Genomic DNA, 17691 nt, shown 5'->3' with positions numbered 1-17691 from the left:
GGATCATGAGCGCCATCACGAATCTCGACACCGCCTCAGACGGGGCCACCGCAACGGTCAAGCCGCCGCTGGAGATCCTGCTCGCGGCCCCCCGCGGCTTCTGCGCCGGCGTGGTGCGGGCGATCGACGTGGTCGAGCGCGCGCTCGCGATCTACGGGCCGCCGGTCTACGTCCGCCACGAGATCGTGCACAACAAGTACGTGGTCGAGAGCCTGAAGCGCAAAGGCGCGGTGTTCGTGCGCGAGCTCGACGAGGTCCCCGACGGCGAGGCGCCGGTGATCTTTTCCGCGCACGGCGTCGCGAAGACCGTGCCGGCCAACGCCGACAACCGCGGCCTGATCACCATCGACGCCACCTGCCCGCTGGTGACCAAGGTCCACCGCGAGGCCGAGATCCACCACAAGCGCGGCCGCCACGTGCTCCTCGTCGGCCATTCCGGCCACCCGGAGGTCGTCGGCACCATGGGCCAGCTGCCCAAGGGCTCGATCACCCTGGTCGAGGACCTGGAGCAGATCGCGGCGCTGACCCCCGAGAATCCCAACAATCTCGCTTGGGTGACGCAGACCACGCTTTCGGTGGACGACACCCTCCACATCGTCGCGGCCTTGAAGCAAAAATTCCCGACCATCACCGGGCCGCACAAGGACGACATCTGCTACGCCACCACCAACCGCCAGGAGGCGGTAAAGCAGATCGCACCGCTGGTCGACGCGCTGATCGTCGTCGGCTCCTCGAACTCCTCGAACTCGCAGCGCCTGCGCGAGGTCGCCGAGCGCGTCGGCTGCCCGATCACCCGCCTCGTTCTCCGCGCCGAGGAGATCGACTGGCCGGCCTTCGAGGGCATCACCAAGCTCGGCCTCACCGCCGGCGCCTCGGCCCCCGAGGTGCTGGTGGAGGAGATCATCGACGCCTTCGCCGCCCGCTACACGGTGACGGTCGACACGGTGCAGACGGTGGTCGAGGACATGGTCTTCCCGCTGCCGCGCGAGCTTCGCAGCGAAGCCGCCGAGTAGGTTTTTGCGACTTTGGGTGGCGGGTGCGATCATCCGCCCGTCCCGCCGGCTCGAGCCGGCGGGACACATCGTCGTGTGCCGATTGACCTGAAGATCGTCAGAAAAGAAGCGCCGTGGCCGTCTACACCGAGGTATCCGACGCGGCTTTGACCGACTTCCTCGCCGACTACGAGATCGGCGGGCTGCTCTCCTACAAGGGCATCGCGGAAGGCGTCGAGAACACCAACTTCTTCCTGCACACCACCGGCGGCGCCTACATCCTCACCCTGTACGAGAAGCGGGTGCGGGCCGGCGACCTCCCGTTCTTCATCAACCTGATGGAGCACTTGGCGACCCGCGGGCTCGCCTGCCCGCAGCCGGTCCGAAACCGCGACGGCACGGCGCTCGGCACCCTCTGCGACCGCCCGGCGGCGATCGTCAGCTTCCTCGACGGGGTCTCGGTCAAGGCGCCGACCGCGCATCACTGCGCCGAGCTCGGCCAGGCGCTGGCGCGGCTCCACGCCGCCGGCGCCGACTTCGGCATGCGCCGCGACAACAGCCTTTCGGTCGGCGCCTGGCGCCCGCTCTTCGACCAGGCGGCGAGCCAGGCCGACGTGGTCTCGGCCGGCCTCGCCGCGCGCACCCGCGACGACCTCGCCTGGCTCGAGGCCGCGTGGCCCGCGAACCTGCCCGGCGGCGTGATCCATGCGGACCTGTTCACCGACAACGTGTTCTTCATCGGCGACGGGCTGTCGGGGCTGATCGACTTCTACTTCGCCTGCACGGATGCCTTCGCCTACGACCTCGCGATCTGCCTCAACGCCTGGTGCTTCTCCCCTGACGGCACCTACCACCGCGACATGGGCGCGGCGCTGATCGCCGGCTACGAGGCGGTGCGCCCGCTGGAGCCGGCGGAGGTCGAGGCCCTGCCGATCCTGTGCCGCGGTGCCGCGCTCCGCTTCATGCTGACCCGGCTGGTCGACTGGCTGAACGTGCCGCCGGGCGCCCTGGTCCAGCCGAAGGACCCGCGCGAGTACGATCGCCGCCTGACCTTCCACCGGCAGGCCCGGGATGCCGCCGCCTACGGGTGGACGCGATGAGCGAGGCGGCGACCGACGAGGCCCCCACCCGGGTGAAGATCTACACGGACGGGGCCTGCTCCGGGAATCCCGGCCCCGGCGGCTGGGGCGCGATCCTGATCTACGGCGACACGCGCCGCGAGATCTCGGGAGGCGAGGCGCACACCACCAACAACCGCATGGAGCTGCTCGCCGCGATCGAGGCGCTGGAAGCGCTCAAGCGGCCCTGCCGCGTCGACGTGTTCACCGACTCGCAGTACCTGCGCCAGGGCGTCACCACCTGGATCCACGGCTGGAAGGCGCGCGGCTGGCGAACCGCCGACAAGAAGCCGGTGAAGAACGAGGACCTGTGGCGCCGCATCGACGAGGCCCGCACCCGGCACGCGGTCGAGTGGCACTGGGTCAAGGGCCACTCCAGCGACCCGCTGAACAACCGCGTCGACGCCCTCGCGGTGGCCGCGATGGCGCCGTTCAAGACCAGGCGCTGAACGGCTCGCCGCCGCTCAGGCGAGGGGGCCGGGGATCGCGCGCTCGGCTTCGGCCAGCAGCCGCGTCTCGTGGCGGCGCACGAACAGCCACAGGGCCAGGCCGCCGAAGATCACCACGGCCAGCAGCGCCAGCCCGACGGGGCCGGCGATGGTCTCGATCGAGCGGCCGCAATAGTACGAGCCGAGGCCCATCGCGGTCGCCCAGGTGAGGCCGCCGAGCCCGTTGAACAGCATGAAGCGGCGGGCGTCGAGCCGGTTCACCCCGGCGAGCAGCGCCGCGTAGGCCCGCAGCATCGCGGTGAAGCGGCCGAAGAACACGATCTTCCCGCCATGCTCGCGGAACAGGTACTGCCCGAGCTTGAGTCGGCCGTGGTCGAGGGCGATCAGGCGGCCGTAGCGCAGCAGCAGCGGCATGCCCCAGCGCCGGCCGACCCAGTAGCCGAGGTTGTCGCCGATGATCGCGGCGGCCGCGGCGGCGGCGATGATCAGCGCGATGTTGAGGTTGCCGGTGGTGCCGGCGTAGACCGCCGAAGAGATCAGCACCGTCTCGCCCGGCATCGGCACGCCGGCGCTCTCAAGGGTGATGATGACGAAGATCGCGACGTAGCCGTAGGAGGCGATCAGGTCGGCGATCGGCAGTTCGTGCAGGAAGGACATGCGGCCCCTGAGGTTGGACGGGCCGCAATTCGCAACGGGAAGGTGGCCATTCGAGGGCGCGGGTCCGCCGCGCCCCCGTCCGACCGAACCCTTGGGTTCAGATCACCTTGAGCAGCGCTTCAGCGCTCGAGGTGTCGGCCTTCGAGGGCGATTCCTCGACGTTGAGCACGCGCACCACGCCGTCTTCGACCAGCATCGCGTAGCGCTTGGAGCGGAGGCCGAGGCCGAAGCCGCTGCCGTCCATCTCGAGGCCGAGGCCCTTGGCGAAGTCGCCGTTTCCGTCGGCCAGGAACTCGAGCCCTTCCGCGCCGCTGGCCTTCGACCACGCTTCGAGCACGAACACGTCGTTGACCGAGGTGACGGCGATGGCGTCGACGCCGCGGGCGAGGAGCGCGTCCTTGTTGGCGACGAAGCCAGGCAGGTGGTTGCGGTGGCAGCTCGGGGTGAAGGCGCCCGGCACGCCGACCAGCACGACGCGGCGGCCCTTGAACACGTCGTCGGTGGTCTTGGCCAGGGGGCCCTCGGGGCCGGTGATGCGGAAGGTGGCCTGGGGCAGATGATCGCCGACCTGAATCGTCATGGCTGAACGTTCCTTACTAAAGTGCGGTCCGCCGAAGGGAACGCCGGTTCGGCGAAGGACGCACGTCACGAGAAGAGCTTGGTGCCGTTCCCCGTCGCGATGCGACCCGGAACGGCGCCGGCGCGTCGCGGGACGGCACCGCTTCGGATGGCCGGTGACCTAGCGCGGCCCGCCGGGGCTGTCGAGCGAGACGCGGCCGTCCGCGCGCCCGCGAGGCCGGGGCTGCACGGCGTTTTGTCCGCTGGACATCGGGGGGGCTGAGCGTAGCATGCGGGGATGCCCAGGCCTTCGACACCGACGCCCGCTTCCAGCGATCCCGCCTACCTCGACGGCCAGTTCCTCGTGGCGATGCCGGGGATGGCGGATGCGCGCTTCGCCCGATCCGTCATCTACGTCTGCGCGCACTCGGCCGACGGCGCCATGGGCATCATCGTCAACAAGCCGGTGACCGACCTGTCGATGCCCGACCTGCTGGTGCAGCTCGACGTGGCGGGCGAGGCCGACGCGATCCGCCTGCGCGAGCGGGTCGGCCACATGCCGGTGCTGATGGGCGGCCCGGTCGAGGGCAAGCGCGGCTTCGTGCTCCACACCGACGACTTCCACATCGACCAGTCGACGCTGATCATCGACGACGGCATCTGCCTCACCGCCACCGTCGAGATCCTGCGCGCGATCGCGGCCGGCGACGGGCCGGCCAGCGCCGTGCTGGCGCTGGGCTATGCCGGCTGGCAGGCGGGCCAGCTCGAGAGCGAGATCATGGCCAACGGCTGGCTCAACTGCCCGGCCGACCCGGACCTGATCTTCCACGCGGATCTGGCCGGCAAGTACGACCGGGCGCTGCGCGGCAACGGCATCGACCCGGCCATGCTCTCGGTGAGCGCCGGGCGGGCCTGAGGGCGCGCCGGTCGATCCGCTGGGGCGACGACAGCGAACGCGTCCGCGCTGACACCGATCGCATCACGCTCGCGCGACCGTCGGCACGTCTGCGCAGCCGGCCTTACCCGGAACCATCGCCGTGGTAAGGTGGTTGCCTGCGACGCCCCACGTCGACGTCCGGGTGAAGGAGCGTTCCCATGGCTCGAATGGATCTCGCCTACACTGCCTTCGAGGGCATACGGTACATGATGGCGCCGGCGCGCATGGCCGCCGACATGGCGTGGTTCGGTCTGCAGAACCCGGCCAACCCGCTCTCCTACTCTCCCTATGCCCGCTCGATGGTGGCCGGGTGCGAGATGTTCGAGCGCGCCACCCGCCGCTACGGCAAGCCGGCCTTCGGGTTGTCCGAGACGGTCGTCGACGGCGTCGCCGTGCGGGTGACCGAGCGGGTGGTGTGGGAGCGGCCGTTCTGCCGGGTGATCGCGTTCGAGCGCGCCTTCGCCAACCCGCCGGCCGAGCCGCAGCCCAAGCTCCTCGTGGTGGCGCCGATGTCGGGGCACTACGCCACGCTGCTGCGCGGCACCGTCGAGGCGATGCTGCCGAACCACGACGTCTTCATCACCGACTGGTCGGATGCGCGCATGGTGCCGCTGCTCGCCGGGCGGTTCGATCTCGACAGCTACATCGACTACTGCAAGGCGATCTTCGCCGCCCTCGGGCCGGACCTCCACGTCATGGCCGTGTGCCAGCCGGCGGTTCCGGTGCTCGCCGCGGTGGCGGTGATGGAGGCGGCCGGAGACCCCGGCGTGCCGGTCTCGATGACCCTGATGGGCGGGCCGATCGACACCCGCCGCTCGCCCACCGCCGTGAACTGCATGGCGCAGGAGCGCGGGCAGGCGTGGTTCGAATCGAACACCATCTCCTACGTGCCGCCGATCCACCCGGGCGCGTTCCGGGCGGTCTATCCCGGCTTCCTGCAGCTGGCGGGGTTCATGGCGATGAACCTCGACCGGCACAGGGACGCCCATTCCGACATGTTCGACCACCTCGTGAAGGGCGACGGCGACTCGGCCGAGAAGCACCGCGCGTTCTACGACGAGTACCTGGCGGTGATGGACCTGACGGCCGAGTTCTACCTCCAGACCGTCGAGACGGTGTTCGTGAACCACGACCTGCCCAAGGGCACGATGCGCCACCACAGCGTCCCGGTCGACCTGACGGCGATCCGAAGCTGCGCGATCCTCGCGGTGGAGGGCGAGAACGACGACATCTCCGGCGTCGGCCAGACGCTCGCCGCCCTCGACCTGACGCCGAACTTGGCGGCCGAGCGCAAGGCCTACCACCTGCAGCCGGGCGTCGGGCATTACGGCGTGTTCAACGGCTCGCGCTACCGCACGGTCATCGCCCCACGCATCGCCGCCTTCGTGCGCGAGATGCAGGGGCTGCCCGCCGCCGAGCGGCCGCTGCGGCTCGCGAGCTGAGCGGACGACCGCAAGAATCTGTCGCCTTCGCTCTTTAGGGGCGGGGGCGGCGGAGCTAGACTGTCTCCATGCCCTTCGCGCTGCTGCGACGCCCCGATCCCGACCATCTCGACATCGTCCACGCGGGCGAGACCTATCGCATCGCGGTGCGCCGGCGCCCGACCGCGCGGCGCCTGACGCTGCGCGTCTCGGCCGCGACCGGCGAGGTGGTGATCACCCTGCCGGCCCGCAGCGCGATCAGCACGGCGCAGCGTTTCGCCGTGAGTCACGGCGGCTGGATCGCCGCCCGCCTCGCCCGCGTGCCCGAACGGGTGCCGCTCGCGGAAGGCGCGATGGTGCCCTTGCGCGGCGTGCCGCACCGGATCGTGCGGCGGGGCTCGCGCAGCGGCATCACCCGGATCGAGGAAGCGGCCGAGCCCACGCTCTCGGTCTCGTGCGGCCCCGAGCACGTCGCCCGCCGGGTGCGGGCCTTCCTCGACGAGGCAGTGCGGGCCGACCTCGCGCGCGCGGTGACGCACTACACCGCCAAGCTCGGCCAGGGGCCGGTGCGGATCACCGTGCGCGACACGCGCAGCCGCTGGGGCTCCTGCACCGCGGGCGGCGCCCTCAACTTCTCCTGGCGCCTGATCCTCGCACCGCCCTTCGTGCTCGACTACCTCGTCGCCCACGAGATGGCGCACTTGCGCGAAATGAACCACTCGGCCCGGTTCTGGACCCTGCTGGGCCAGCTCTGCCCCGAGGTCGACGCGGCGGAAGCTTGGCTCAAGCGCAACGGCACGGCGCTGCATCGCTACGGGTGAGGGCGTAAGCGGAACATTCCCTCCCGCGCAGAGGGGGGAGGGATGCGTCGCGAGAAGTCATGACGCCCTCGGCCGCAGTATCGAAGGCAGCGCCCCTCAGCCCTTCGAGCGCAGCACCCGCTCGCGGGAGACCCGTTCCGCCGGCCAGGTCGGGCGCGGGTCGACCTCGCCGGGGGCCAGGGTGCGGGGGGCGACGCTGTCGCAGAGCTCGCGCTGGCGGACGATGATCGGGTTGCCGTATTCGTCGCGGCGGCGGACCAGGCCGCCCTCGCGGCAGAAGCCGGCGATGGCGGCGTTGCCGTTGCGGCGGCCGTAGGGATTCCGCTCCACCGGCGGGTGTTCCACCGTGAGCAGGCCGTCGTGGTTGAGCGAGCGCTCGACATAGGTCGTCTCGCCGATGGGAAGCGGCTCGGCCGTCGCGGCGACGCCGGAGGCGCCGAGCAGCAGGACGGTCAGGGCGAGGACACGCATGGCGCCGGCTCTCGTGTGGTGATGCATCGCAGCGATATCTAGGCCGCGCCGCATTCGGGGGATAGCGCATTGCGGCAACATTTGGTCCGCGGAAGGCCGGGTCCCGCGTGTTCGACGGCTCCGCGGACCGAACCGAGTGTCGGCTTCCCTCGAATGCCGCGCCTGCGCGTGTGCCTCGCTTGACAGCGCCGGCCCCCGCATGGTCGGAACACCCGGGTTTTCGGCAAGGCCCCGCCCGCGGCGGGTTTGGGGTACGCTCGTGAAGGGATCGTCCGTGCGGCTGCGCAGGAGTTTCGGGAGGAGTTTCGATCGCGTCCGGCGCCCGGCCTTGGGCCTGGCATCCGCGGCCCTCGCCGCCGGCTTGCTCGGTGCCGGATTCTTCGCCGGCCTGGGCGGGGCGGCTCAGGCGCAGGGGATGGTGCGCAAGACCTTCGAGGATTGGCAGCTGCGCTGCGAGACGCCGGCCGGGGCCAAGGCCGAGCAATGCGCCATGGTGCAGTACCTCGCCGCCGAGGACCGGCCGAACCTCACCCTCGTCGTGATCGTGCTGAAAACCGCCGACAACCGCGGCTACCTGCTCCGCGTGGTGGCGCCGCTCGGCGTGCTGCTGCCCTCCGGGCTCGGGCTGAAGATCGACCAGACCGATGTCGGCCGCGCCGGCTTCGTGCGCTGCCTCACCACCGGCTGTGTCGCCGAGGTGGTGATGGACGAGGGCCTCGTGCGCCAGTTCAAGGCCGGCACGCAGGCGACCTTCATCGTGTTCCAGACGCCGGAAGAGGGCGTTGGCATCCCGCTGTCGATGAAGGGCTTCGCCGCCGGGTTCGACAGCCTGAAGTGACCATCGGGAGGCGCGGCATGATCGGGGCTTTGGGGATCGGACGAGCGGCGCTTTGCGGGCTCGTCTTGGCGCTCGGCGCGGCGCCGGCGGGCGCCGAGGAGGGCAACGTCTTCTCCAACCTGTTCAAGTACGGCGGCACCACCGTGCCCCCGTCGCAGCCCAAGGAACTCGAGGCGGCCTATTGCCCGACCGTCGACGTGCCGGAGGGCGGCGCCGCGCTGACCAACCCGCCTGGCGCCACGGCGGCCGGCATCCGCAGCCAGGTCTCCCTCGGGCGCGTCGCCCGCGAATGCACCCGGCGCGCGGACGGGTCGATCTCCGTCAAGGTCGGCGTCGAGGCGCGCGTCCTGCTCGGTCCCTCCGGCGCGGCGGGCCGGTTCGACGTGCCCTTCACCATCGCGATCAAGCACGACGACAAGACCGTCACCACGCGCACCCGCCGCGTCGCGGTGGTGGTCGGCCCCGGCGAGGCGCAGGGCTTCACCTCGATGGTGGAGGACGACATCCCCGTCCCCGCGGCGATGAGCGCCGACTACGAGATCGTGGTCGGCCTGGGCGGCGCCCCGAAGGCGCCGACGAAGCCGAAACCTCGCCGCCGCGCCCCGGTGGCCGCGGCGCCGTCTCAAGCGACGACGTCCGAAGCCCCCGTCGAGGCGGGCGCCGCGCAGTGAGGCCGCAGCCGGGACACGGCCCGTTCCGCGCCTGACCGCCCGCCTCGGGCGCGCGACCCCGTTCCGCCTCGTGCCGGCCGCCGACCCGGTCTTCGACCTGCGCCTGGTGCTGCCGGAGATGGCGGGCGGCGGCTGGATCGTCCTCACCTATCGCGAACCGCCGACGACTCGCCCGCGCCGGCCGATGCTTCGCTTGGTCCGAGCGGAGGGCGTCGAGGACGTGGTGCTGCCCGGCGTCACACAGGCCTACGCCCACTGGCTCGGTCTGCTGCCGGACGACCTGTGCGAGATCCACCTCGCCGCCGAACCCGGCTTCGTGCTGGAGCGCGTCGGGCGCCGCAGCACGGCGAGCCTGTTCCTGCAGGCCCTGGCGACCAAGCCCTTGCGCGGAATCTCCGCGCTCTACGAAGGCCTGCGCGGCGACGAACGCCGCTACCGCGACACCCTCCGCGGCACCTGCGCGGTGACGCCGCGCGCACGGTATTCGGATTGGGCGGCGGAGCGGGCCGCACCGCTGCCCGAACCCCGTGGCGGCATGGACCGACGGAACGCGGCTGCCGCGACCGACCCCCTCTCCCGAACGGGAGAGGGGACCCGCGATCCAATGGCGATCCGCGTGCTCGTCCTGGCGGATGCGGATTCCAAAAGCCTCGCTGCGACGCTCGGTAGCCTGCGGGCGCAGAGCCATCCCGGCTGGCGCGCCGTCGTCCTGCATGAGGCCCCCCACCAAGCCACGCTCGACGACCCCCGAATCGCGCACGCGCCGTGGCGGGACGACCGCAGCCTTCGCGATCTCGTCGGGGACGCCTCCCTCTGCCTCCTCCGCGCCGGAGACCGCCTCGTATCGGAGGCGCTGGGCTTGCTCGCCACTGAAATCGGGCAGGCCGACTTGATCTATGCCGACGAGTTGCGCGACGGCGCCCCGCGGCTGAAGCCCGATTGGAGCCCCGACCTCGCGCGCGTCACCGGCTACCAGGGCCGGCCCTGGCTCGCTGCGCCGGCCCTGCTCGCGCGGCTGCCGGATGGTCCGGTCGGGCCGAGGGAAACCTTTCCCCTCGCCCTCGACCTGATGCTCGGGCAGGCCGCGGCCGGCGTGGCACACTTGCCGCGCGTGCTGGCCGAGACGGTCGGCGCCGACCCGGATGCGGTCGCGCGCGCCGATTTGCTCATCCAGCATCGGACCGCTGTCGCCGAGCCTTTGATCCGCGATCGCGTGGTCGACCTGCTCTGGCCGCTGCCCGATCCAGCGCCACGCATCAGCATCGTGATCCCGTCGCGCGATCGGCTCGACCTGATCGAACGGGTCTGCCGCGGCGTGCTGCACGAGACCGCCTATCCCGCGATCGAATGCGTGATCGTCGACAACGGCTCGACCGATCCGGCCGTGCTCGCGCATTACGACGCGCTCCGGCGCGATCCGCGAGTGACGATCGTGGCCTACGACGCGCCGTTCAACTTCTCGGCGATGGTCAACGCCGGGGTCGCCGCCGCGACCGGGTCGGTCGTCGTCCTGCTCAACAACGACGTGGCGGTGCTGCGCCCCGATTGGCTCGACGCGATGGTGAGGCAGGCGCTGCGGCCTAAAGTCGGTGCGGTCGGGGCCAAGCTGCTCTACGCCGACGGCACGCTGCAACATGCCGGCGTCGTCGTCGGGCTCGGCGGCCGGGCCGGGCACATCCTGCGCAAGCGCCCGGGCGACACCGCAGGGCATCTCGGGCGCCTGCGCGTCGCGCACGAGGTCTTGGCGGTCACCGCCGCGTGCCTCGCTGTTTCACGGGAAAACTACCTCGCCGTCGGCGGCTTCGACGCGGAGGCGTTCCCGGTCGACTTCAACGACGTGGATTTCTGCCTCCGCCTCGAAGCCACCGGACGCAAGACGATGTGGACGCCGGCAGCGACCCTGGCCCATCTCGAATCGGTGAGCCGCGGCCCTTCGGTCGGGGTTAAACGCGTCCGATTCGAACAGGAGGCCGCCCGGTTCGCCGAGCGCTGGCGCGACGCGATCCGGCACGACCCGTACTACCATCCAGGCCTGTCGCTCACGACCTTCGGCGAGGACCTGGAATAGCCATGGCGCGCGCAAGGCCCCCCGGCATCGTCGCCACCCTGGCACGTCACCCGCAGCGGACCCTCGACATCCTCTGGGCGCGGCTGACCGGCCGGCGCCTGCGCGCTCGGCAGCGCCTCGCCGCCCTCGTCGGGATCGACCACCAACTGGCGCTGCCGGCCGCCATCCTCGACCGCTTCCCGATCGAACGCGAGGCGACGGACGAGCCCGACCTGCGCGTGCTCACCGCGCCGGGCCATACCCTCGTCGCGGGCGCGTGCCGAACCTTCGCCGACGCCTTCGCCGCCGATCCCAGCCTGCACGCGCTCTACGGCGACGCGCTGATCCAGCCGACGCCCGGGGGGCCGGTGTTCCCGCTGCTGCGCCCGGCCTTCGATGCGGACTACCTGATGGCCGTCGACTGGCTCGGCCCAGTGCTGGCGCTGCGCCGAACGAGCTTTTTGCAGATCGCCGGCGCGGATGCGGAGATCTCTGCGCGGGAGGCCGTGCTGCGCATCGCCGAGCGCTACGGCGTCGGCGCGATCGGGCACCTGCCGGGGATCGCGTCGGTTCAAATCGGGGCGGATGTGGGCGACGCCGGTGTCCGAAGCCCGGCGCGGGTCCCCTCTCCCGTCCGGGAGAGGGACAGGGTGAGGGACCAGGTTTTTCCGGCGCGGTCGCACCTCTCACCCCAACCCCCTCCCGGACGGGAGAGGGGGCCGGTCGGCGAGGTGGAAACATCGAGTCCGCAGAAGGAGCATTCGCTGGATCGGCGTCTCGCGATCCTCCGCCGCCACCTCGACCGCACCGGGCGGGCCGAGACGGAACTCGCGCGCGAACCCGACGGCGTCGTCGTCGTCCTGCATCCGCTGCCCGACCCGCTCCCGCTCGTCAGCGTGATCGTGCCGACCCGCGACCGGGTCGATTTGCTGCGGCCCTGCCTGGAAAGCCTGCGCACGCAGACCGGTTGGCCGAACCTCGAGATCCTGGTCGCCGACAACGACAGCGGCGCGCCCGAGACGCGGGCCTATTTCCGCATCCTGGAAGGGGAGGGGGTGCGCATCGTCGACTGCCCCGGCCCCTTCGACTTCGCCGGCATGAACAACGCCGCCGCCGCCCTGGCGCAGGGCGCGGTGCTCGCCTTCGTCAACAACGACGTCGAGGCCTTCGCGCCGGGCTGGCTCGGGCGGATGGTGCGCGAGGCGCTGCGGCCGGAGGTCGGCGCGGTCGGCGCCAAGCTGCTCGACGGGGCGGGGCGGATCCAGCACGGCGGCATCGTGCTCGGCACCGGCGGGCTGGCGACCCACGCGCACCGGCACTTTCCGGGCGCCGCCCCCGGCTACGGGATGCGCCTCCAGGCGACGCACGCGGTGTCGGCCGTCACCGCCGCGTGCCTCGTGGTCGAGGCGCGGAAATTCCGCGCGGTCGGCGGCTTCGACGCCGAGCACTTCGCGGTGGACTTCAACGACGTCGACCTATGCCTGCGCCTGAATGCGGCCGGCCATCGCACGCTGGTGGCGCCGGGCGCGGTGCTGCATCACCACGAGGGGGCGAGCCGGAAGCGCTCGCAGGAGGCCGAAAGCCGCCACGCCCGCGAGGTCGCGGCATTTCAAATGCGATGGGGGCCGCTGCTGGCGCAGGACCCCCATTATCATCCGGCCTTCGACCCGAACCTTTCGACCCACGCGCGGCTGCGCGCGGGATGGTTCGACCGGCCTACTGGACCAAGCGCGGTCCGCCGGTCTGGACCTTCTCGTTCTCCGACATGATGCCGAGACGCTTGGCGACCTCGGTGTAGGCCTCGATCAGCCCCCCGAGGTCCTTGCGGAACCGATCCTTGTCGAGCTTGTCCGCGGACTTGATGTCCCACAGGCGGCATGAATCCGGGGAGATCTCGTCGGCGACGACGATGCGCATCATGTCGCCTTCCCACAGGCGGCCGGTCTCGATCTTGAAGTCGACGAGGCGGATGCCGACGCCGAGGAACAGGCCAGACAGGAAGTCGTTGACGCGGATCGCCAGCGCCATGATGTCGTCGATCTCCTGGGGCGTGGCCCAGCCGAACGCGGTGATGTGCTCCTCGGAGACCATCGGGTCGTTGAGCGCGTCGTTCTTGTAATAGAACTCGATGATCGAGCGCGGCAGCTGCGTGCCTTCCTCGAGGCCCAGCCGCGTCGCCAGCGAGCCGGCGGCGACGTTGCGCACCACCACCTCGAGCGGGATGATCTCGACTTCGCGGATCAGCTGCTCGCGCATGTTGAGCCGGCGAATGAAATGGGTCGGCACGCCGATGTCGTTGAGGTGCTGGAAGACGAATTCCGAGATCCGATTGTTCAGCACGCCCTTGCCGTCGATGATCTCGTGCTTCTTCGCGTTGAAGGCGGTCGCGTCGTCCTTGAAGTGCTGGATGAGCGTTCCCGGCTCCGGACCCTCGTAGAGGACCTTCGCCTTGCCCTCGTAGATGCGACGGCGGCGGTTCATAGGCGTGTACCGTGGTTTGAGGAAGTCCATCGGGCCGTGGCTCCTGGGCGACGTGACGTGCGCGGATTCCGCGGCGTTCAGACCTCGCGAGAGGTCGGGCCGCGGGCACAAGTCATGACTCCAGAACTCCGGCGGCCGTGCCGCAAACTACCCGAAGCGCGTTGGCAGCACAACGCGTTAGCCGGGTGGGGGATACGCGCCGTGCGCTCTTCACTTCCCCGGAAAGGCCGCCGGTTTCGTCGAGCTCCGCGGGTACCGAAGCGGGCGCCAGTCCCTTCTCCCGTTCGGGACAGGGAGACGGTCGGCGTTTCGAGCGACTCCTTCGATGCCGTCGCCCACGGATGCGAAAGTTCGATCACGGTAGAGGAAAGGTAAAAGCGCGGGTTCCCACTCCCTCTGGACGATAGAGCCGCGGGCCGCCCTCACACCGTCTTGTCCGGGTAGCAGCACAGGTCGGCGATCGGGCAGCGCGGGCAATCGGGCTTGCGCGCCTTGCAGACGTAGCGCCCGAACAGGATCAGCCAATGGTGGGCGTTGAGCCGGAAGGGCTCCGGCACCAGCGCCTCCAGCCCGGCCTGGACCTTGTCGGTGGTGGCGGCCACCACCAGGGGGATGCGGTTGGCCACGCGGAAGATGTGGGTGTCGACGGCGATGCGCGGCTCGCCGAAGGCGACGTTGAGCACCACGCTCGCGGTCTTGGCGCCGACGCCGGGCAGCACCTGCAGCTCGGCCTGGCTGCGCGGCACCGCGCCGCCGTGCTGCTCCACCAGGATGCGCGAGAGCGCGACGACGTTCTTCGCCTTGGTGTTGAACAGCCCGATCGTGCGGATGAACCCGCGCACCTGCTCCTCGCCCAGCGCCAGCATCGCCTCCGGGTTGTCGGCGACGGCGAAGAGCGGCCCGGTCGCGCGGTTCACGCCGACATCGGTCGCCTGGGCCGACAGCACCACCGCCACGAGCAGCGTGTAGGGGTTGAGGAATTCGAGCTCGGCCCGCGGCTCCGGGTCGGCCGCCCGCAGGCGGGAGAAGATCTCGACGAGGGTCTCCGGCCCGACGGGCTCGGGCGCGCGGGTGGCGCGTGCGACGATCGGTCGGGCGAGCGTGGCCCCGATCGCGGCTTTCTTCACGGCGGGCGGCTTCCTGGCTGGCATCGTCGGGTTATATTGGCCCCATGGCGAGCGGCAACCTCCACGTCCACCCGGACGGCCTCGATCCCGACACCATCGACCAGCCGGTCTTCTCGGCTACCATCCGGCCGGCCCAATCCCTCAGCCGCGTCGGCTTCAAGGTGGTGATGACCGGCTGCTGCCTGGTCTCCCTGGTGATCTCGGTGTGGTGCTGGCGCATGGGCTTCTGGCCGATCGCCGGTTTCTTCGGACTCGACATGCTGGCGATCTACGCCGCGCTCAAGGTCAGCTTCCGCCGCGGCCGCTCCTTCGAGGAGGTGATGATCTCGCAGCTCGAAATCCTGCTCACCCGCGTCAGCCACCGCGGCGAGCGCCACCAATGGCGCTTCAACCCGCTCTGGACCAAGCTCACCCAGGTCGAGGACGAGGAATACGGGCTGCAGCGCCTGACCCTGGTCTCGCGCCGGGAATACGTGGTCGTCGCCCGCGACGCATCGCCCGACGAGCGCGCCCGCATCGCCCGCGGCCTCACCGGGGCGCTCGCGCAGGTGAAGAAGGGGTACTGACGGAAGGAACCGACGACGCATCACCCAAACTAAGGTGCACCCCTTCTCCCCGCGTGCGGGGAGAGGGCTTTGCCGATCTCGTCGTCGGCAAAGCGAGGCGGTAGCCGAAGGTGAGGGGGCTTGGCCGGAAGAGCCAAGTCCGCCACCTCCCCCTCACCGCCGCTTCGGCTTCGCCTTCGCTCCCCGCACGGACGACGAGGTCCGTGCGGGCCTCTCCCCGCATGCGGGGAGAGGGGATGCGCGGCACCACCTGTCATTCCCGGCCTCGTCGGCACGGAAGATGCCTCGGTCCTCACACCTGAGCGGAGGGCGCACGTGCACGACACCCCCACCATCGACCGGCGCACCCTGCTCGGCGGCATCGCGACGGCTGCGGCCGTCGCGGCGTCGCCCGCCCGTGGGACCGAGGCGAACGCCATCACCGCCGCCTCGGCGGGCGAGCTGGCCGAGGCGATTCGCAGCCGGCGCTACAGTGCGGTCGAGGTGGTGGAGGCGCATCTCGCCCGCATCGCCGCGGTCAACCCGCGGCTCAACGCCGTCGTCCAGGTCACGGCGGAGTCAGCCCGCCGCGAGGCCGCCGCCGCCGACGCTGCCCTGGCGCGGGGCGAGGCACCAAAACCCCTCCACGGCGTGCCGGTCACGATCAAGGACACGCTGGAGACCGCGGGCGTAATCTGCACCGGCGGCACGCTCGGCCGCGCCGGCTTCGTGCCGAAGGCCGACGCCACCGCGGTGGCCCGCCTCCGCGCGGCCGGCGCGATCGTGCTGGGCAAGACCAACGTACCGGAGCTCGCCGGCGCGCTGGAGACCGACAACCTGGTCTACGGCCGCACCAACAACCCCTACGACCTCGCCCGCACCCCGGGCGGAAGCAGCGGCGGCGAGGCGGCGATCGTCGCCGCCGGCGGTTCGCCCCTCGGCCTCGGCACCGATGCCGGCGGCAGCATCCGCGTGCCGGCGCATTATTGCGGCCTCGCCGCCCTGAAGCCGACCTCCGGCCGCATTCCGCGCACCGGGCAGTTCCCCCGGCCGATGGGCGCGCGCAACAGCGTGTTCCACGTCAGCCTGATCGCCCGTCGCGTCGACGACCTCGCGCTGGCGCTGCCCGTCGTCGCCGGGCCGGATTTTTCCGACTACACCATCGTCGACATGCCCCTGCGCGATCCCCGCGCGGTCGTCCTGCGCGGAATGAAGCTCGCCTACTTCGACGACGACGGCGCCTCCGCCCCGACCCCGGAGATCGCCGCCGCGATCCGCTCGGCGGCGCGGGCCTTCGCGGAGGCGGGCCTCGCTGTCGAGGAGCGTCGCCTGCCGGACGCGGACAAGGCGGCTGCCATCTACTACGACATGACCCGGGGCGACGGCGGCGCCGGCACCCGCGCCTTCCTGAGATCGATCGGCACCGACCGGATCTCCCCGCTGTTCGAGCAGTCGCTGAACTCGCGCGCGGCCCCGGCCATGCCCGACATCACCGCGGCGCTGGCGGCGTTCAACCGCTGGGACGCGTTCCGCAACGCGCAGCTCGCGTTCCTGCACGGCTACGATGCGGTGCTCTCCCCGGTTCTACCCTACGTGGCGCCGCCGCACGGCACCAGCTTCGATCCGGTGCTGCAACGGGGGGCGGGCTATGCCCAGAACCACAACCTCACCGGTTGGCCGGCGGTGGCGGTCCGCGTCGGGACCTCGCCGGAGGGGATGCCGATCGGCCTGCAGGTGGCGGCCCATCCGTGGCGCGAGGACGTCGCCCTGGCGCTCGGCCGCCATCTCGAGGCGAGCTTCGGCGGCTTCTCCCCGCCTGCGCTCTGAGCGATCGCCTTACTCGCCCGGCGTCCAGTCGATCCGCGGGCGCTGCGCCAGAATGCGGTCGAAGTAGTTGGCCACCGCCTGCGCCCCGTCCGAATGCATCATCGCCACCGGGTGGGCGAGGTAGGCGCGCGCCAGCTCCAGAGGCATCTCGTCGGCCTTCAGCGCGGTCAGCACCGCATCGATGAAGGCGTCGTTGGCCTCGTTGAAGTCGTTCGACAGCTTCTTGCGGTCGTTCAAGGCCTTGATCGCCATCGCGCATGCTCCGTGCCGCCCCCGTGGCGACGCGGTTCTACGGATCGGGGGGCGGATCGTTCCGCGACGCGGATGCCCCCCGGGTCATGGAAGGGCGTCGCTGTTCGCCTCGGGGCCGCCTTCCAGTCTCTGTCATGTCTGTGTCGTGAAAATCCGCAAAAGTTCCATTTCGCCTGTTGACGGGCTGCGTGGGTGTCCGTATACCCCTGTTCATCGAACGGGGGCGGCGGCGACGCGGTTCTGGTTCGGGACCACCGACATGACGAGCGAAGGGGCAGCTGGCGTGAGCCGGGTGGCCTGGTGTTTGTGTCGGCGGTGTTGTCGGTTTCGGGTCTGGCCTTGGTGCCGGGTTCGGGGTTGACAGGGGATTTAGGTGGGCTTAGACGCCTCCCACCGCTGAGGCGGACCACCGAGTGGTTGGTTCGGTATCACGGTTCTCCAAGACGGGCAAGGTGGTTTGGGGTTGATAGCCCTGGATT

18 protein-coding genes are annotated in these 17691 nt (G+C 70.8%); 12 read left to right on the top strand and 6 right to left on the bottom strand.

Going from position 1 to position 17691, the window contains the following annotated elements; genetic code table 11:
* The first annotated feature begins 5 nt into the window (after positions 1-5).
* The 3 genes from ispH to rnhA all read left to right on the top strand — a co-directional run bounded on the left by ispH (position 6) and on the right by rnhA (position 2559).
* Entirely contained in the window at positions 6-1013 is a 1008-nt protein-coding gene (gene ispH, locus FV234_RS15730) for a 4-hydroxy-3-methylbut-2-enyl diphosphate reductase (protein ID WP_147751273.1), read from the top strand.
* A gap of 113 nt (positions 1014-1126) precedes the next feature.
* A complete protein-coding gene (locus FV234_RS15725; RefSeq protein ID WP_147830308.1) occupies positions 1127-2092 on the top strand; it encodes a homoserine kinase in 966 nt (321 codons plus the stop codon).
* Positions 2089-2559, top strand: a complete 471-nt coding sequence (gene rnhA, locus FV234_RS15720) for a ribonuclease HI (RefSeq protein WP_147830306.1) — start codon at positions 2089-2091, stop codon at positions 2557-2559. Before FV234_RS15725 ends, rnhA begins: the two co-directional genes overlap by 4 nt.
* Before the next feature lie 15 nt (positions 2560-2574).
* Here the strand turns inward: rnhA and FV234_RS15715 are convergent, their stop codons facing one another.
* Positions 2575-3216, bottom strand: coding sequence for a DedA family protein (locus tag FV234_RS15715; RefSeq protein WP_147751276.1), 642 nt, complete (start codon positions 3214-3216; stop codon positions 2575-2577).
* Positions 3217-3313: 97 nt separating this feature from the next.
* Positions 3314-3796: a peroxiredoxin gene (locus FV234_RS15710; protein ID WP_147751277.1), complete on the bottom strand. Its 483-nt coding sequence runs from the start codon at positions 3794-3796 to the stop codon at positions 3314-3316.
* Between the two features lie 276 nt (positions 3797-4072).
* Between FV234_RS15710 and FV234_RS15705 the strand changes: the two genes are divergently transcribed.
* The 3 genes from FV234_RS15705 to FV234_RS15695 all read left to right on the top strand — a co-directional run bounded on the left by FV234_RS15705 (position 4073) and on the right by FV234_RS15695 (position 6953).
* Complete coding sequence (locus FV234_RS15705; RefSeq protein ID WP_147751278.1) at positions 4073-4690, top strand: YqgE/AlgH family protein; 618 nt, start codon at positions 4073-4075, stop codon at positions 4688-4690.
* A 188-nt stretch (positions 4691-4878) separates the two neighbouring features.
* Complete coding sequence (gene phaZ / locus FV234_RS15700; RefSeq protein ID WP_147830344.1) at positions 4879-6153, top strand: polyhydroxyalkanoate depolymerase; 1275 nt, start codon at positions 4879-4881, stop codon at positions 6151-6153.
* A gap of 68 nt (positions 6154-6221) precedes the next feature.
* Complete coding sequence (locus tag FV234_RS15695; RefSeq protein ID WP_147830304.1) at positions 6222-6953, top strand: SprT family zinc-dependent metalloprotease; 732 nt, start codon at positions 6222-6224, stop codon at positions 6951-6953.
* Between the two features lie 96 nt (positions 6954-7049).
* On the opposite strand, the gene FV234_RS15690 is transcribed toward FV234_RS15695, so the two are convergent.
* Positions 7050-7424 carry a hypothetical protein gene (locus FV234_RS15690; protein WP_147751280.1) on the bottom strand — a complete coding sequence of 125 codons (375 nt, stop codon included), beginning with the start codon at positions 7422-7424 and terminating at the stop codon, positions 7050-7052.
* 334 nt (positions 7425-7758) lie between these two features.
* Here FV234_RS15690 and FV234_RS15685 point away from each other — a divergent pair, with 334 nt between their 5' ends.
* The 4 genes from FV234_RS15685 to FV234_RS26715 all read left to right on the top strand — a co-directional run bounded on the left by FV234_RS15685 (position 7759) and on the right by FV234_RS26715 (position 12749).
* Entirely contained in the window at positions 7759-8262 is a 504-nt protein-coding gene (locus FV234_RS15685; RefSeq protein WP_238272676.1) for an invasion associated locus B family protein, read from the top strand.
* Between the two features lie 17 nt (positions 8263-8279).
* Positions 8280-8933, top strand: coding sequence for a hypothetical protein (locus tag FV234_RS15680; protein ID WP_238272672.1), 654 nt, complete (start codon positions 8280-8282; stop codon positions 8931-8933).
* Positions 8934-9003: 70 nt separating this feature from the next.
* Positions 9004-11001 (top strand): glycosyltransferase, encoded by a 1998-nt coding sequence (locus FV234_RS15675; protein WP_246686212.1) that lies wholly within the window; start codon positions 9004-9006, stop codon positions 10999-11001.
* Between the two features lie 2 nt (positions 11002-11003).
* On the top strand, positions 11004-12749 hold the full coding sequence (locus FV234_RS26715; RefSeq protein WP_246686211.1) for a glycosyltransferase: 1746 nt from the start codon (positions 11004-11006) through the stop codon (positions 12747-12749).
* On the opposite strand, the gene purC is transcribed toward FV234_RS26715, so the two are convergent.
* Together purC and nth are read right to left on the bottom strand one after the other, a co-directional pair.
* Positions 12697-13491 carry a phosphoribosylaminoimidazolesuccinocarboxamide synthase gene (gene purC, locus FV234_RS15665; protein ID WP_147728905.1) on the bottom strand — a complete coding sequence of 265 codons (795 nt, stop codon included), beginning with the start codon at positions 13489-13491 and terminating at the stop codon, positions 12697-12699. The two genes, FV234_RS26715 and purC, sit on opposite strands and share 53 nt — an antisense overlap.
* Positions 13492-13883: 392 nt before the next feature.
* Positions 13884-14612: an endonuclease III gene (gene nth / locus FV234_RS15660; RefSeq protein ID WP_147830302.1), complete on the bottom strand. Its 729-nt coding sequence runs from the start codon at positions 14610-14612 to the stop codon at positions 13884-13886.
* A 20-nt stretch (positions 14613-14632) separates the two neighbouring features.
* Between nth and FV234_RS15655 the strand changes: the two genes are divergently transcribed.
* Positions 14633-15154, top strand: a complete 522-nt coding sequence (locus FV234_RS15655; RefSeq protein WP_147751283.1) for a DUF2244 domain-containing protein — start codon at positions 14633-14635, stop codon at positions 15152-15154.
* 315 nt (positions 15155-15469) lie between these two features.
* Positions 15470-16960 carry an amidase gene (locus FV234_RS15650; RefSeq protein ID WP_187273703.1) on the top strand — a complete coding sequence of 497 codons (1491 nt, stop codon included), beginning with the start codon at positions 15470-15472 and terminating at the stop codon, positions 16958-16960.
* Between the two features lie 9 nt (positions 16961-16969).
* On the opposite strand, the gene FV234_RS15645 is transcribed toward FV234_RS15650, so the two are convergent.
* The gene (locus FV234_RS15645) at positions 16970-17212 is read right to left on the bottom strand and encodes a hypothetical protein (RefSeq protein ID WP_147830298.1); all 243 of its coding nucleotides are present in this window, start codon (positions 17210-17212) and stop codon (positions 16970-16972) included.
* Positions 17213-17691: the final 479 nt, after the last annotated feature.

The sequence above is a fragment of the Methylobacterium sp. WL8 genome, from assembly GCF_008040045.1.
GTDB classification, from domain to species: Bacteria; Pseudomonadota; Alphaproteobacteria; order Rhizobiales; family Beijerinckiaceae; genus Methylobacterium; species Methylobacterium cerastii.
Note: the sequence above shows the minus strand (reverse complement) of the source record. Positions and strands in the feature narration are given on the sequence as shown.

Excerpts from the sequence above, each read along its gene's own strand:
- phaZ (WP_147830344.1), top strand. The coding sequence starts at position 4,879 with ATGGATCTCGCCTACACTGCCTTCGAGGGCATACGGTACATGATGGCG.
- FV234_RS15695 (WP_147830304.1), top strand. The coding sequence starts at position 6,222 with ATGCCCTTCGCGCTGCTGCGACGCCCCGATCCCGACCATCTCGACATC.
- FV234_RS15645 (WP_147830298.1), bottom strand. The coding sequence starts at position 17,212 with ATGGCGATCAAGGCCTTGAACGACCGCAAGAAGCTGTCGAACGACTTC.
- FV234_RS15680 (WP_238272672.1), top strand. The coding sequence starts at position 8,280 with ATGATCGGGGCTTTGGGGATCGGACGAGCGGCGCTTTGCGGGCTCGTC.
- ispH (WP_147751273.1), top strand. The coding sequence starts at position 6 with ATGAGCGCCATCACGAATCTCGACACCGCCTCAGACGGGGCCACCGCA.
- FV234_RS15655 (WP_147751283.1), top strand. The coding sequence starts at position 14,633 with ATGGCGAGCGGCAACCTCCACGTCCACCCGGACGGCCTCGATCCCGAC.
- FV234_RS15715 (WP_147751276.1), bottom strand. The coding sequence starts at position 3,216 with ATGTCCTTCCTGCACGAACTGCCGATCGCCGACCTGATCGCCTCCTAC.
- nth (WP_147830302.1), bottom strand. The coding sequence starts at position 14,612 with ATGCCAGCCAGGAAGCCGCCCGCCGTGAAGAAAGCCGCGATCGGGGCC.
- rnhA (WP_147830306.1), top strand. The coding sequence starts at position 2,089 with ATGAGCGAGGCGGCGACCGACGAGGCCCCCACCCGGGTGAAGATCTAC.
- purC (WP_147728905.1), bottom strand. The coding sequence starts at position 13,491 with ATGGACTTCCTCAAACCACGGTACACGCCTATGAACCGCCGCCGTCGC.
- FV234_RS15690 (WP_147751280.1), bottom strand. The coding sequence starts at position 7,424 with ATGCGTGTCCTCGCCCTGACCGTCCTGCTGCTCGGCGCCTCCGGCGTC.
- FV234_RS15705 (WP_147751278.1), top strand. The coding sequence starts at position 4,073 with ATGCCCAGGCCTTCGACACCGACGCCCGCTTCCAGCGATCCCGCCTAC.
- FV234_RS26715 (WP_246686211.1), top strand. The coding sequence starts at position 11,004 with ATGGCGCGCGCAAGGCCCCCCGGCATCGTCGCCACCCTGGCACGTCAC.
- FV234_RS15710 (WP_147751277.1), bottom strand. The coding sequence starts at position 3,796 with ATGACGATTCAGGTCGGCGATCATCTGCCCCAGGCCACCTTCCGCATC.